Below are 14,767 nucleotides of genomic sequence, written 5' to 3' on the forward strand. Positions count from 1 at the left end.
TCCGAAACTCTCTATAGTAGAAAGGGAATCAGAAGGAAACGAGGCTTAAACGACACATGGCAAAAGCAAAAATTACCGAGCTTGATATCGTAAGGGCACTGGCGATTATCGCTGTCGTCCTGATCCATGTCACTTCAGACAGTACGGTGGATCCGGCTCTAATGGGAAGCAGCACCCAACTGTTGGGCTTATTTTTGAACAAAATCAGCTATTTTGCCGTTCCGGTTTTTATTTTCATCAGCGGCATCGTGCTGTTTTACATTTATATCGACAATTGGAGCGGAAAGCAGGCGGCTCTTTTTTATTGGAAAAGGGTGCGCCAGGTTCTTCTCCCGTATATTTTATGGTCGTTTTTTTATTACATATATAATCCGTGGCTGTGGACGCCCGGGCATCCGGTCAAGGTGGATTTGAAAGTATTTTTGGAGCAGCTGAAGTGGGCGGATTCGGGCTACCATCTTTACTTCATGATAATTATCGTGCAGTTTTACGTCCTGTTCCCGCTGCTCGTGTGGGCAGCCCGAAAGTTCGCCTGGTTCCGAAAAACGCTGGCGCTGTGGGGACTGCTGATCCAGGCCGGAGTATATGTGTACAATCACTGGTTCGGAACGATCAGCCATAAGCCTGAGCTTTGTATCACCTATTTCGGCTTTTTCCTGGTAGGCGGAGCCATCGGGATTCATTACGGGGCTTTCCGGGCGTGGCTGGACCGGAATATCGGCTGGGTGCTTCCTCTTTCACTGCTTAGCGGCGTCGGTTACGCGATGCTGTTTGTCGCGGCGCAAAAAGGAGCAGCCATCGAAAATACGTGGTTTGAAGCGTCCTGGGTGCTGTACAGCATAGGAATCGGCGTCAGCTTCATCTGGATCGCGCAGCGCATGCAAAAGGCGGCGGCGCGTCTGGCGGCCTTCCTGACTTCGCTCGGAGCCGTATCGTTCGGCGTCTACCTGATGCATCCCGCGCTTTTGTCGGCCTGGAAATACAAGGTTCACACGCCGGGATCCATCGTCCTGTACAATTTGTATAATTTGATTGTGTTCGTGCTTATTATCGCCATCCCCTGGGTGATCACTGTCCTATACCGCAAGGGAAGAAAAGCACTGAACATAAAATGAATAAAAAGGGAGTGTACACTGCATCGGCAGAGGCACTCCTTTTTTTTACATGGATAAGGTCCTGCTTGTAAAGATTCTGTATAGTTCCTTATGCTACGATCGAATCTGTCGAAATAATATGGTTTTTATCGAAATAGGAGGAGCGAGGTGACTTTGGCTCCCTATTCGGACAGGTGGTGAACGGATATAAGAGCGGAATAGATTAAGAACGATCGTTTTACTGCATGCTGAGTACAACATTCATACCGGATTGCCGACGTAAGAAGCAAGATAACTCAAATGAGAGCAGAGGCGCTTGAGTTAGAAGTGGTTTACAAATTTGTTAAGTGGAAGGGAGGAAACCTGCTTAACAGAAAGAAATCTGCAAATATGGAATTTCTATATGCTTTCGTAAGCAGGTATGAACGGAAGATGAAATTAAAAAATCGAAGAATGTTATCTTTTCTAATGGCAATCGTTATGGTATTGACGATGATCCCTTTTCATCCGTTAGAAGCAAATGCAAAGGCAACACCAACACTTGATCTTGGTAATCCTGTTAGCGTAACCGAAACAACCTATCAGCTGCCAAGTGCTACAATTACAGACACAGGTGTCGTTGATACACACGGCGGATACTTTACTGTGGCGGTAAATAATGGCTCAATTGCTGTTGGGACTGTGCCAGGCAGTATTACCGAGATGACTAATGGTATAAAAATTATCAACGTTAGTACTGACATATCTACACCTACAAATAGAGTGTTCAATTTTTCAGGCGCTGCTACTTATGAAGACATTCAATCTGTGATTCGAAATATGACATTTACTCAAGTTTCAGGGCAAACCCAAAGTGTCACAGTCAATGTAACGCCAGGGGCACCATTGGCCGATGGAAAAACATCTGTGCGCACCTACAACGGACGTTATTTTGTATATGTGGCAAGACAGAGTACCATGACTTTTTACGATGCTGTGAATATTGCAACGAACAATAACGGACATCTTGTAGAGCCATCAGCAAATAATCCTGGAGAAATGTTAGCGATTGCCAGTATGTTTAAAGAATTTAAGAGTTTCTGGCAAGGAAGCTGGTACTTTATAAGCTTTATAGGCGCTACTAAAACTACAGCACCTAATTGGAACACTTCCAGTTATAGCGAGACAAGGTATGTATCAAACGGTCAGCCAACAGGTCTTGACTCATCGAGTAATATTGTGCCTAATGGATCCTATGACCATATTACACTTGTGCTAAACAGCAGTAATACTACATTAGGTTATTTACCCGTACTTAATATACACGGTAGTAGCACATATAAAGATCCAGGAGTTATTGTCGAGTATAATTCCGGTGTCATTAGTGTCATCACTGCTACAAAAGATATGGTAATTTCGGCTCCGACAGCGCCGGTAGAAGTAAGCAAAACTGCAACAAGCATTACTTTGCAGGCAGTCACCGGTCAAGAATACAGTAAAGACGGCGGCGTGACCTGGCAAGATAGCCCGACGTTCAGCGGATTGACGCCGAATACCGACTATACGTTCGTAACCCGGGTGAAAGCGACAGCGACTCAGAATGCGTCCCCTATCAGTGCGGGAATAAAGATTCGTACAATGTCCAGTAACGCGGACTTGAAAAACTTGACGCTGTCGAGCGGCACGTTAAGCCCAGCGTTTGCAGCAGGCACGACAAACTATACGTCGTCGAGCGTAGCGTACAGCGTGTACGAAACAACAGTGACGGCGACAGTATATGATTCTGTTTATGCAACGGTGACGGCGAGCGTATACAACAGCGCAAACGTTTTGGTAAAAGGTCCGATTACGTTGACAAGCGGCGCAGCATCCGATTCGCTGCCGCTGAGCGTGGGCAGCAATACGATCAAGGTGGTTGTGACGGCGCAGGACGGCACGACGCAAACGTATACCGTGACGGTAATACGTAATGATAGTTCTGGTTCTGGTTCCGACTCAGGCTCCGGTTCCGGCAGTGGCACTGGCTCTGGCTCTGGCTCTGGCGGAACGACCGTAGATCCGACTCCGGCATCGGGTGTGAAAACAACCGTGAACGGTACGGACAGCAGCTTCGCTACAAGCACTACGGCAGACAACGTTACGACCGTTGCGATTGACAAAGATAAATTATCGGATTATCTCTCCAAAGGCAACGGACAGAAATTGAATGTAATTGTGCCAGGCGACGGCAGCATCAAGGTTACAGGTTTGACTGCGGCAACCTTGAAGCAGTTGTCCGATACCGGCTCGACGCTGAACATCGAGAACCTGCTTGCCATTTATCCGATTCCAAGCAAACAACTGGATTTGAGTTCGGTCACAAAACAATGGAGCGGCGCCCCGCTTGGCGATATTGCCGTCGATATTAACATCAAGAGCTCGTCTGACGCATTGAAAGCTGCGGCAAAAGATCACGCGGCCAAAGGCGGCTACGACCTGCTTGTCAATCCGGTCGATCTGTCGCTCAGCTTCACGTACCAAGGCCAATCCGTCAAACCGGATCAACTGACGAGCTATGCGCCACGCTATATCGCATTGCCTGAAGGTATTGATCCGAACAAAATTACGACGGGTGTTGTTGTCAACCCGGATGGCACGGTATTCCATGTGCCGACAGTTGTAACAAAAATCAACAACCGTTACTTTGCACTGATCAACGACCTGCGCAGCCAGGGCAGCTACTCGGTCATCTGGAATCCGCAAAATTTCGATGATGTGAAGAACCACTGGGCTAAGGAGAGTATCAACAATATTGCAGCCAGACTGCAGCTTGAAGGTACAGGCAACAATACCTTCTCCCCGGACCGCAGTATCGAGCGTTCGGAATTTGCTACGATTGTGGCAAGCGGACTTGGCTTAATGCGCCAAGGAGTAGCTAACGCTCCGTATAGCGATGTTGCAAGGTCGAATTGGTACCACGATGCCGTAACGATTGCCAGCGAATTTGGCATTATTGAAGGTTTTGAAGACGGTGCGTTCCACGGCAGCGCGCTGATCACGAGAGAGCAAGGCATTGCCATGATCGCCCGCTCGCTTCATCTGGTCCAGCCGCAAAAAGCGCTGAGCGAATCGGAAATCAATCAGATTCTGGCTCCTTACGGCGACTCGGACAAAATCTCCGGATATGCCCGGGAGTCGGCAGCTCAACTGATCAAGGCCGGCATCCTGCAAGGAAGGGACAATCAGCTGCTGAAACCGAAAGCGGAGCTGACGCGCGCGGAAACTGCCGCTTTGCTCGAAAGACTGCTTAAAGTTACGAAACTGATCGACAAGTAATAAAGATTAAGAGGGGGCTGCAATTAACCCCCTCTTTTTTGATATTATAGAAAGTATAAGTTTTCCGGGGAGGATTTGAACCAGAAAGGAAGGCATGATCCATGAACGAAACGATCTCTCTTTTGCAAAAGCACCGCTCTATCCGCAAATTTACGGATGCTCCGGTCACACCCGAGCAGCTAAGCGCGATTCTCGCCGCGGCCCAGGCCGCTTCGACTTCGAGCAACATGCAGGCTTACAGCGTCATCGGCGTTACGGACGCCGGGCTGAAGCGGCAGCTTGCCGAGCTGGCGGGCAACCAGGCTTATGTTAGCGAGTGCCCGCTGTTTCTCGTGTGGTGCGCGGATCTGCACCGCTTCGAGCAGGCGGTCCGCCGCCATACGGACGCGCCCGTCACCGGCAACGCGGAAAACTTCCTCGTTGCCACGGTCGATGCTGCATTGGCTGCGCAAAATGCAGCCATCGCCGCCGAGTCGCTCGGCCTCGGCGTCGTCTACATCGGCGGGCTGCGCAACCAGCCCGCCGAAGTGTCCCAGCTGCTGCAGCTGCCGCAGCTGGTGTACCCGGTTTTCGGCATGTGCATCGGCATGCCGGACCAAGAGCCGCTGCTGCGCCCGCGGCTCCCGCTCGAAGCCGTATACCACGAGAACCGGTATACGGAAGAGCGCTACCCCGCCGCCATCGACGCTTACGACGAGGCGATCCGCGCGTACATGGCGGAGCGCACCGGCGGCAAAACGGACACGGTATGGTCCAAGGAGATGGCCATCAAAGCGCTCCGCCCGCGCAAGCATATGAAAGCTTTTCTGAGCTCGCAAGGCTTCGAAATCGAATGATCCTTAGCTACGGCATGAGATTGTTCTCATAAACGAGGAACTTGTCTCATACAATGGAACTATGCAGCAGGAATAACGAGTTCTGTCGGAGCGAAAGGAGTGCAGCCACGTGAAAGGGTTAAAAAATGTCATTTACATGAGCGCGGCGCTGGGGATGCTGTTTTATTCAGTTCCCCGGTTGGAATTGACGGAAATCTTGTCATTGCAGGGCATTTTCAGCATCATATGGATTTGCATGGCGCTGCTGGTCGTAGCGGCGCATCTGCACCAGCTTCTCGGCGTTGACGAAGAGAAGCGCAGGGAACTGAATCGGATCAAGAAGATGAAGAGATGGCAGTTGGAGCAAGCGCTGCAGGGCCGGAGAAAAATTTTGCAAATCCGCAAGTGATCATCACGAGCGTAAAAGGGAAATGCCCGCAGTGCTGGGGGGTTTCCTTTTTTTCTTTGTTTGGGCTGCCGCAGCGTGCCCAGGGCGAACGCGTCGTGTCGCGTCGTTGGCGGCGATTTGCGCGCGGAATGCCTGCACGTTTCAGACTGTGGAGAAACCCGCACGCCGGAGCCGGTTGCGAAGAAAACCTGCAAAAGTACAGTTTTTGCTCAATGGATGCGCTGCCAACGAAATATTCCTGCACAATAGCAGGCTTTTCGCCAAAATGAACCGTGTTTACGGAAGAAACCTGCATCTTCCAGGCTTTGAAAAACCTCCACGTTCGAGGAGATGACCATAATCTGCTCGCCTGTACAAAGAAAACCTGCAAAAATACATGAATTTGCGTCCTTGATCAGCTGTCCACGAACAATTCCTGCAAAAGTGCAGGCTTTTCACCAAACACATAGGCTCATATTCACTTTCAGCGAAAATTCCTGCACTTTTGCAGGCTTTTCGCCAAAACAAGCTAATTTCGGAAGAAAAGCCTGCACTTTCGCAGGTTTTTTCCCTAGCAAGCTGATTTCTACCCAGTCGTGCGGCTCCACGACCTACACCGATAGAGGCACGTGCCCAGAAAAAGCGGTTGTCCCCCAAAAGCCATACTCGTTTCACTAGGAGTCTGTCCGACGGAGTTACTTTTGTGCATATCGGGTGAATCATGGCTGCATATATTGCCGCTCACGCTATATAATTACTGTCATTTTGTATATACCTTCTACGTGGTTCATCGGACAGACTCCTAGCCCTCACAGAGTGTCGCGACTTGCTTGGGCAGCCTGATAATCGCAGGTTTTTCTCTTGCCAAGCCGCCTTGTCCCTCCACTTCAACTCCGCAACCTGTGCTGGAGAGGCGAGGGGTTGGGTGGGGAAGTGCGGTAACCCGTCACTTTGCAAGCTTCCTGTGAGTTAATGAAGATGCGCCTCTCCAATGTACGTTTTCTCCACAGCATTCACTTTATACGAAAATAAATAATGTGCAGATTTTCCAACGGTTACGCTTATAAAGCCGGAAACTGCTGCAGCAGGTCCGGTTAATTTCATTCTGTAGGTGACGTCCACGGCGTCATGAGAGTCTTTCAGATTTCACGCCGTTTACGGGCGTATATTGAACGATTTCGCCACTTTGGCGGCCGGGCCAAGGCGTCAGTCTGCCCGATTCTTACCCACACTGAGGACGATGCAGCGGAACAATGTCCGAGTGCGTCTTCCAATGCGAACATATGTGTGGTAAAATAAATTCACTCATTGTTCTCTATGTGTAGAACTACTATAATAATGATACAGATTGCTACAGTATTGAATAAATGAGGTGTAACAGATGGATACACATATTGCAGATACATTGACCAAGCATGAACAAATTTTAAGGCATATCGAAAGCCTCAATCTCGGCACCCGCATTTCCGTGCGGAAAATCGCCAAAAACATGGAGGTCAGCGAAGGCACGGCATACCGCGCCATCAAGGAAGCGGAGAACCAGGGGCTCGTGAGCACAAAAGAACGGATCGGCACGGTGCGCGTGGAGAAAAAGCTGCGGCAGAACATTGACAAGCTGACGTTCGCCGAGGTGGTCAATATGGTTGACGGCCAGGTGCTCGGCGGTTCCAGGGGGCTGCATAAGACGCTGCACAAATTCGTCATCGGCGCGATGGAGCAGGACGCCATGATGCGCTATATCGAGGCGGGCAGCCTGCTGATCGTCGGCAACCGCAACGGCGCGCACATATGCGCGTTGGAGCAGGGCGCGGGCGTGCTCATTACGGGCGGCTTCGACACGAGCGCGGAAGTTAAGGCGCTGGCCGACGAATTGGAGCTGCCGATTATTTCAAGCACCTACGATACGTTTACGGTCGCTTCGATGATCAACAGGGCGATCTATGACCGCCTGATCAAGAAAAAGATCATGCTCGTCGAGGACATGCTGGCTTCCGGCGCAGCGGTGTTCGCTTTGAAAGCGAACAGTATGCTCAAGGATTGGCAGCGCCTTTCCGAAGAAACCGGGCACAGCCGGTTTCCCGTCGTCGACGAGTGGAACCGGATTATCGGCGTCGTGACTTCCAAGGATATGGTCGGCGCAGGCCCGATACAGACCGTGGACAAGCTGATGACGCGCAGCCCGCTAACGGTTACACCGCATACGTCGGTCGCCTCCGCCGCCCATATGATGGTTTGGGAAGGCATCGAGCTGCTGCCCGTCGTGGATGCGAACCGCAAAATTTTGGGCGTTCTGAACCGCAGCGACGTGCTGAAAGCGATGCAGTACATTCAGAAGCAGCCGCAGAACGGCGAAACGTTCGAGGAATTGATTTGGTCGGGGCTGGAAGAGGTAAGGGATGAGGCAGGCTCGCTCCAATTTCACGGGATCATCACCCCGCAGATGACGAATCATCTCGGAACGGTTTCGGAAGGTGTGCTGACCACTTTGATGACGCAGGCCGCTTACCGGATCGTGCAGGAGCATAAAAAAGGCGATCTCGTTATGGACAATATGTCCACTTACTTTTTGAAGCCTGTGCAGATTGACAGCAAAATAGAAATACGGCCCACCATTATCGAGGTGAGCCGCAAATTCGGCAAAATCGATGTCGAGATTTACCATGCCGGCGCTCTCGTCTCCAAGGCGATGCTGACGGCGCAGGTGATCTAGGCGGGTGAACCGCGTAGAAGGTATATATGCAGTCATGATTCACCCGGTATGCACAAAAGTGACTCCTAGGCGTCTGGCGGGTGAACTCCGCCCGCCGGGTTCCCAGACGCCAAAGCAGCTCCGCCGGGCAAAATCCTAGCGGTTCAACCGGTCGAAATGCCCGTGGTTGCGAATGCCGGCAAACAGATTGAACAGGCCGAGCAGCAGGCAGACCGTGCCGAATATGCGGCGCAGCGACGAATCCTGGAAGAAGAACAGCTGCGTGACGGCAATGACAGCCAGCATGAGCCCCATCGAGATGTTCATGCGGGCCGCATACAAGCCTCTCTGGCGAGCGTCGGTAGCGCGCCGAGAGCGGATGCTGAAATAGACCGAACTGACGAGTGTGGCGACAATGAGCGCGAATGATACAGTTTGAATCCAAAGCATGAGCCGAAACCGTCCTTTATGCGGGTGATTTTTCCTTTTACTGTAGCGATTTTCGCCGGAAATTGCAATCCGGTTCCGCCGGCGAGATCCGAGACTCCGCCCGGACGGCCCGCATCATCTTTCATGTGCGTTTTTCTTCGGCCGTTATCCAGATGCTGAGCTCGGTTTGAATCAAGACGATGGATTTGACTTCAACCGCATACTTTTTATCGTGCAGCACGTAAATTTTTTGCGTGATGAGCTTTTCATAGAGTGGTCTGACATCGCGCACATAGGCGGTTTTTTGCCCGATTACAAGTTTGAGCTCGTTTTTTACGCCGCTTTCGATTTCCTGCTGAATATCTTCGCTGATCGGCTCGTCCTGGCTTTTTTGCACCAGATAGACGTGCACGGCGTTGATGAGCGCCTGCTTGTTGCGGGTTTTGATCAGGTCTTCGATATCGCCCTTCAATTCCGTGTTCTCTTCCATGTATTTGCGCATCTGCACATAGAGCTGGCTGTACGTATGCTGATGGATGCTCATGTACACGGCGCTGCCGATAATAGCTCCGGCCACCAGCAGTCCGAAGCTCGCCAGCAGGCGCTGATAACGGGCAAACGGAGGAACCCTCAAGACTGGTTGCCTCCTTTGCAGATCATCTGGACCAGGGAAGTGCCCATCTGCGCGCCCACAAAGGCGACTACGATCAGGACAATCTGCTTGATGGCGGGGTTCAGGTGCCCTTCGGCCACATGGCTTTCAATATAGCGAATCGGGTCGATTGTGCCTCCGACGGCTGCGACCATCGCCCAGATTTTAATGTTTTCCGAAATGGTCATCATTTTTTCGGTGGGGGACTGCATCGTCAGCACGGCGGCAATTCCGCTCAGCATGCTGCCGCCGAACACGACCCCGAATGAAATGCAAAAATATACGATTATATTGGCCCAAAAGCTGTACATGCATTATCGCTTCCCTTCCGGCTTGACAAGCTCCTTTGTACCAATGTATGGGAAGGCATGGCCATAATATGATAAAATGGATATAAAATATTGCGCGGGACATTGCCCGCGAAACCGGATTGCAGCGGTTGGGAGGGAAGAGAGTGGGTACATTCGTACATCTGCATGTGCATAGTGAATACAGCTTGTTGGACGGCGCTGCGCGTATGGAAGACCTTGTCAAGCAGGCGGCGGCTCTTGGCATGACCTCTCTGGCCTTAACGGACCACGGCGTCATGTACGGCGCCATCGCTTTTTACAAGGCATGCAGGCAGCATGGGATCAAGCCGATTATCGGCTGCGAGGCTTATTTTACGGCCGGTTCGATCCGGGATAAGGGCACGAGGCAGGAACAACCGATCTATCATTTGATTCTGCTGGCCAAGAACATGAAAGGCTATCAAAATTTGATGAAGCTCTGCTCGATCGGCCATTTGCAGGGCTTTCACTATAAACCGCGGATCGATTTGGAACACCTTGCGCGGCATTCGGAGGGGCTCGTTTGTTTAAGCTCGTGCCTCGGCAGTGAAGTATCCCAGCATTTGCTGCACGACCGCAAGGAGGAGGCCCGCCAGGCGGCGGAAAGATACAGGCACATTTTTGGAGACGACTTCTTTTTGGAAATTCAGGATCACGGGATGGTCGAGCAAAAGAAAGTGATGCAGTCCATGATTGAGCTGAGCCGTGAAACCGGCATTCCGCTTATCGCCACGAACGATGTGCATTACGTGCGGGAGCCCGATCATGTCGTACAGGATATTTTGATCTGCATCGGGACGGGCAAGACGGTCGAAGATCCGGACCGCTTGCGCATGGGAACGAGCCAGATGTATCTGAAAAGCGGCGAGCAAATGGCGAGCCTGTTTGCGCACGTTCCCGAAGCGGTAGAGAACACGGCAAGGGTGGCTGAACGGTGCGAGCTTGAGTTGGAGTTCGGCCATTCGATTTTGCCCAAATTCCGCCCGATCCCGGAAGGCATGACGGCCGGCGATTATGTCAAGGAGCTTTGCCTGCAGGGTCTGGAGAAGCGCTACGGGGCCAAGCCGGACTGGCATGCGCCGGATTCCGCTTTGAACAGGCAGGCGAAGGAACGGCTGGTCTATGAACTTGGCGTCATCGAGAGTATGGGCTTCTCCGACTATTTTTTGATCGTTTGGGATTTCATCCGTTTTGCCCATGAGAAGGGCATCATGACCGGGCCCGGAAGGGGTTCCTCCGCAGGCAGCCTCGTCGCTTACGCGCTGGGGATTACGAATGTGGATCCGCTTCAGTACAAGCTGTTGTTCGAACGGTTCCTGAATCCGGAGCGGATCACGATGCCGGATATCGACATCGATTTCAGCGACGAGCGGCGCGACGAAGTCATCGATTATGTCGCCGCCAAATACGGGCATGAGCATGTGGCGCAAATTATTACGTTCGGCACGATGGCTGCGAAAGCGGCGGTCAGGGATGTCGGCAGGGTGCTGAACCTGCCTTACGGCGAGGTGGACCGCGCTGCCAAGATGATCCCGCACCAGCTCGGCATGACGCTCTCCGAGGCGCTTCAGACAAGCCCGGAGCTCAAGGCGCTGGCCGCCAAGCAGCCGAAAACCGCCGAGCTTCTGGACATGGCGATGCGCGTCGAAGGTATGCCCAGACACGCGTCTACGCATGCGGCGGGCGTCGTCATCTCCAGAGAGCCGTTAACGGACTATGTCCCTCTGCAGGAGGGAACGGGCGGGACGGCTCTGACCCAGTATACGATGGAGCACCTGGAATCGATCGGTCTGTTGAAAATGGACTTCCTCGGCTTGCGCACTTTGTCGATCATTGAGCGGACGCTGAATTGGGTCGAGGAGCTGGAAGGTGTGCGCATCGATTTGACAAAGCTGGACATGGATCACGATGAGTTTACGTATGAAATGCTCGGCAAAGGAGAGACGACCGGGGTCTTTCAGATGGAGTCCGCCGGCGTCAGACGCGTGCTGAAGGAATTGAAGCCTTCTGTATTCGAAGATATGATTTCCGTCGTGGCGCTGTACCGGCCGGGTCCGATGGAATTTATTCCTAAATATATTGACAGCAAGCACGGGCGGACGGAAGTCGAATATCCGCATCCGTCGCTGGAGCCGATTCTTAGCGATACTTACGGCATCATCGTTTACCAGGAGCAAATTATGCAAATCGCATCCTCGATGGCCGGCTTCAGCCTTGGCGAAGCGGACTTGCTGCGCAGGGCGGTTTCGAAGAAAAAACGCGAGGTGCTTGACGAGCAGCGGGCGCATTTCGTCGCCGGGAGCACGGAGCAGGGCTTTAGCTCCGAGGATGCGAACCGCGTGTACGACATGATCGTCCGCTTCGCCGATTACGGCTTTCCCCGCGCCCATGCGACGGCTTACGGGGTTCTGGCTTTCCAGACGGCGTATTTGCGGGCTCATTATCCGATGCATTTTATGGCCTCAATGCTGACGGCCGTCATGGGCAATCACCGCAAAGTCGCGGAATATGTCGATGCTTGCAGGCGGATGAAGCTGGCTGTGCTTCCCCCGGATGTGAACGGCAGCGGCACGGTGTTTACGCCGGACCGGCAGGGCGCGATCCGCTTCGGCCTCGCCGCCATCAAAAACGTCGGCACCCAGGCGATCGAGGCGATTCTCAGCGAACGGAAGCAGTCGCCGTTCGAGAGCCTGCTCGATTTTTGCCGGCGTGTCGACCTTCGCGTCTGCAACAAGCGGGTTATCGAATCGCTTATTCAAGGCGGCGCGTTCGACACGCTCGGCGGCCATCGCGCGCAGCTGCTGGCGGTTCTCGACGAAACGATCGTTTCCGCGACCAAATGGCGCAAAGAACGGGACGATCTGCAGCTGCACCTGTTCGGCTTCGTGGAGGAGCCGAACTGGGAGGTCGAGCTGCCGGATATCCCGCCGATGCCGCGAAGCAGGCAGCTGGAGTTCGAGCGCGAGCTGCTCGGCATGTACATTTCCGGCCATCCACTCGACGCGTATGCCGGAACGCTGGAGGAGCTTGAGGCGGACAAGCTGCACGAGCTGCATGAGCTGCCCGACAACAGCGAAGTTGTCGTAGCGGGCATGATTTTGACGAACAAGACGATCGTCACGAAGAAAGGCCAGCCGATGGCGTTTATGGAGCTGGAGGATCGCATCGATAAGGTCGAGGTCGTCTTGTTCCCCGAGACCTGGAAAACGGCGGCTCCGCTCGTCCAGAAAGGGCAGCTCGTCCTCGTCCGGGCGAAGCTGCAGCTGCAGGACGAGGACCCGCCCAAGCTGCTCGCGGAGCAGCTTGCCGCGCTGGACGACCCTGCGGCCGTCCAGCGGCTTCGCCGGCAGCCCGCACGCGCGGCTGCCGCAGGCAAGGCGGCCCCGGCCAGACCGGGCCGCCCGGCCGACCGCGCAGCGGCGCAGCCTGCGCGGGGGAACGCCGCCCCGCGGCAGGCCGGGGGCGGCAGCGCCGCTACCGCTGCACCGAAGGAGCAGCGGGTGTACGTCAAGATCGCGGCTGACTGCGAGCAGCCGGACAAGCTGCTGCAGTTGAAGACGCTGCTGAAGCTGCACACGGGCCCGCTCGCCGTAGCGCTGTTCTACGAACGCGGCGGTCGGCTTCTCGCACTGAGCGAGCAGTACCGGGTGAAGCCATCCCCGGAGCTGTTCCGCATGATCGAGACGATTATGGGCAAAGATTCCGTCAGAGTGAAATAATGGTCCCTTCCTCCGCATATAAATAGGAACCCGGCTTTTTCCAAGCTTCGAAGCTTTCGTGTATATTGTTGGGCGTTTTTGTGACAGCCCAGGCCAACATACGCGGAATCGGCTTCGAAGCTTCTGTTCAATTTGCGGGACCGGAGGGAGAATGTTATGACCGAACAATTTATGATACAGCTGCTGCAAAAGCGCGGCGTTGCGATAGAACAAATCGCCGAAATTGTGTTGAAGCTGCAAAAGCCTTATAACAGCCGGCTGACCCTGGAGGATTGCACTGAAAGCGTGCTGACCGTTCTGAACAAGCGGGAGGTGCAGTATACGCTGTTTACCGGCATTGCGCTCGACTCGCTGGCCGAGAAGAAGCTGCTGCCCGAGCCCTTGCAGTCGATTCTCGAAGCCGACGAGCCTTTATACGGCGTAGACGAAACGCTGGCTCTTGGCATCGTTCACGTATACGGGATGATCGGGCTTACGAGCTTCGGCTATTTGGATAAGGAAAAAATCGGGATTATCAAAAAGCTGAACGACAACAAGGCGGCGGTGCATGTTTTTCTCGACGATCTGATATGCGGACTGGCGGCCGCGGCATCGGCCAGAATAGCCCATCAAAACGAGAATGCGCCGAACTACGGCGCCAAACTCGATCTGGACTAGCGGCAAGGAGCCTGTCCGACGGAGTTGCTTTTGTGCATACCAAACTGAATAATGACTGCATTTACTGCCGCTCACGCTGCATAATTACTGTCATTTTGCATGCATTTACCTTCTACGCGGTACATCGGACAGACTCCAAGGGGAGCATTCCGGCACCTATTGGCAAAACTGCTTTGTTGCGGGAAAAAGAGTAATTATGATATCATTATTCCATTATGTATGCCTATGCTTAATAGAGGGAGCCAAATAGTCACCTTCTCGGAACCGAAAGCTGACTATTTTAGCATGTCTCATAGAGATTGTTTAAAAAGTCTGGCAGCCCGCTTTTTAAACTCGAGCATTTATAGGAGGTTTTTTTTGCATGTGGACGGTGATTTACATAGCTCCTACCGCGAAAATCGCAGACCGTATCAAGTTGAGATTGTCAGAGGAAGGCTTTCTCGTTCAGGTACGCGGCATCAGCCTGTCCAAAAATCAGTTCGAAATTCTCGTTCCCGAGGGAGAACTGGAGGAAGTGCAAGAAGTGCTGAACTCGATTTTACATAGATAGGAGTCTGTCCGAATAACTCAGGAGAAAGTAGATGCATGCAAAATAACGGATTTTATGCAGCGCGAGCGGTGTGTATGCAGTCATTATTCATTGATTATGCACAAAAGCAACTCCGTCGGACATACTCACAGGCGATGCTGCAAGTTGACGT

At 52.9% G+C, this 14,767-nt stretch carries 11 protein-coding genes; 8 read left to right on the forward strand and 3 right to left on the reverse strand.

Annotation, left to right across the window (positions count from 1 at the left end; translation table 11 throughout):
- Positions 1 to 56 precede the first annotated feature (56 nt).
- From AC3G2T_RS28655 to AC3G2T_RS28675, 5 genes are all read left to right on the forward strand, one after another.
- Complete coding sequence (locus AC3G2T_RS28655; RefSeq protein WP_488437705.1) at positions 57 to 1,115, forward strand: acyltransferase; 1,059 nt, start codon at positions 57 to 59, stop codon at positions 1,113 to 1,115.
- A 1,365-nt stretch (positions 1,116 to 2,480) separates the two neighbouring features.
- Entirely contained in the window at positions 2,481 to 4,388 is a 1,908-nt protein-coding gene (locus AC3G2T_RS28660) for an S-layer homology domain-containing protein (protein ID WP_488437706.1), read from the forward strand.
- Positions 4,389 to 4,489: 101 nt separating this feature from the next.
- A complete protein-coding gene (gene nfsA / locus AC3G2T_RS28665) occupies positions 4,490 to 5,224 on the forward strand; it encodes an oxygen-insensitive NADPH nitroreductase (RefSeq protein WP_488437707.1) in 735 nt (244 codons plus the stop codon).
- Positions 5,225 to 5,333: 109 nt separating this feature from the next.
- A complete protein-coding gene (locus AC3G2T_RS28670; protein ID WP_488437708.1) occupies positions 5,334 to 5,612 on the forward strand; it encodes a hypothetical protein in 279 nt (92 codons plus the stop codon).
- Between the two features lie 1,360 nt (positions 5,613 to 6,972).
- Entirely contained in the window at positions 6,973 to 8,301 is a 1,329-nt protein-coding gene (locus tag AC3G2T_RS28675) for a DRTGG domain-containing protein (RefSeq protein WP_488437709.1), read from the forward strand.
- 135 nt (positions 8,302 to 8,436) lie between these two features.
- Here the strand turns inward: AC3G2T_RS28675 and AC3G2T_RS28680 are convergent, their stop codons facing one another.
- The 3 genes from AC3G2T_RS28680 to AC3G2T_RS28690 form a co-directional block, all read right to left on the reverse strand.
- Positions 8,437 to 8,730, reverse strand: coding sequence for a YtpI family protein (locus AC3G2T_RS28680; protein ID WP_474679723.1), 294 nt, complete (start codon positions 8,728 to 8,730; stop codon positions 8,437 to 8,439).
- Between the two features lie 121 nt (positions 8,731 to 8,851).
- On the reverse strand, positions 8,852 to 9,343 hold the full coding sequence (locus AC3G2T_RS28685; protein WP_474679722.1) for a sporulation membrane protein YtrI: 492 nt from the start codon (positions 9,341 to 9,343) through the stop codon (positions 8,852 to 8,854).
- Positions 9,340 to 9,672, reverse strand: a complete 333-nt coding sequence (locus AC3G2T_RS28690) for a YtrH family sporulation protein (RefSeq protein WP_474679721.1) — start codon at positions 9,670 to 9,672, stop codon at positions 9,340 to 9,342. The genes AC3G2T_RS28685 and AC3G2T_RS28690 overlap by 4 nt, the downstream gene beginning before the upstream one ends.
- Before the next feature lie 143 nt (positions 9,673 to 9,815).
- On the opposite strand from AC3G2T_RS28690, the gene AC3G2T_RS28695 reads away from it, so the two are divergent.
- The 3 genes from AC3G2T_RS28695 to AC3G2T_RS28705 all read left to right on the forward strand — a co-directional run bounded on the left by AC3G2T_RS28695 (position 9,816) and on the right by AC3G2T_RS28705 (position 14,616).
- Complete coding sequence (locus AC3G2T_RS28695) at positions 9,816 to 13,409, forward strand: DNA polymerase III subunit alpha (RefSeq protein ID WP_488437710.1); 3,594 nt, start codon at positions 9,816 to 9,818, stop codon at positions 13,407 to 13,409.
- A gap of 156 nt (positions 13,410 to 13,565) precedes the next feature.
- Positions 13,566 to 14,066 carry a phosphatidylglycerophosphatase A family protein gene (locus AC3G2T_RS28700; protein ID WP_474679719.1) on the forward strand — a complete coding sequence of 167 codons (501 nt, stop codon included), beginning with the start codon at positions 13,566 to 13,568 and terminating at the stop codon, positions 14,064 to 14,066.
- 361 nt (positions 14,067 to 14,427) lie between these two features.
- Positions 14,428 to 14,616 carry a glutamate decarboxylase gene (locus AC3G2T_RS28705; RefSeq protein WP_474679718.1) on the forward strand — a complete coding sequence of 63 codons (189 nt, stop codon included), beginning with the start codon at positions 14,428 to 14,430 and terminating at the stop codon, positions 14,614 to 14,616.
- Positions 14,617 to 14,767: the final 151 nt, after the last annotated feature.

The sequence above is a fragment of the Paenibacillus sp. sgz302191 genome (genome assembly GCF_057749925.1).

What these genes read in the sequence shown, in the direction of transcription:
- AC3G2T_RS28655 (WP_488437705.1), top strand. Translation starts at nt 57, where the DNA reads ATGGCAAAAGCAAAAATTACCGAGCTTGATATCGTAAGGGCACTGGCG.
- AC3G2T_RS28660 (WP_488437706.1), top strand. Translation starts at nt 2,481, where the DNA reads ATGGTAATTTCGGCTCCGACAGCGCCGGTAGAAGTAAGCAAAACTGCA.
- nfsA (WP_488437707.1), top strand. Translation starts at nt 4,490, where the DNA reads ATGAACGAAACGATCTCTCTTTTGCAAAAGCACCGCTCTATCCGCAAA.
- AC3G2T_RS28675 (WP_488437709.1), top strand. Translation starts at nt 6,973, where the DNA reads ATGGATACACATATTGCAGATACATTGACCAAGCATGAACAAATTTTA.
- AC3G2T_RS28680 (WP_474679723.1), bottom strand. Translation starts at nt 8,730, where the DNA reads ATGCTTTGGATTCAAACTGTATCATTCGCGCTCATTGTCGCCACACTC.
- AC3G2T_RS28690 (WP_474679721.1), bottom strand. Translation starts at nt 9,672, where the DNA reads ATGTACAGCTTTTGGGCCAATATAATCGTATATTTTTGCATTTCATTC.
- AC3G2T_RS28700 (WP_474679719.1), top strand. Translation starts at nt 13,566, where the DNA reads ATGACCGAACAATTTATGATACAGCTGCTGCAAAAGCGCGGCGTTGCG.
- AC3G2T_RS28705 (WP_474679718.1), top strand. Translation starts at nt 14,428, where the DNA reads ATGTGGACGGTGATTTACATAGCTCCTACCGCGAAAATCGCAGACCGT.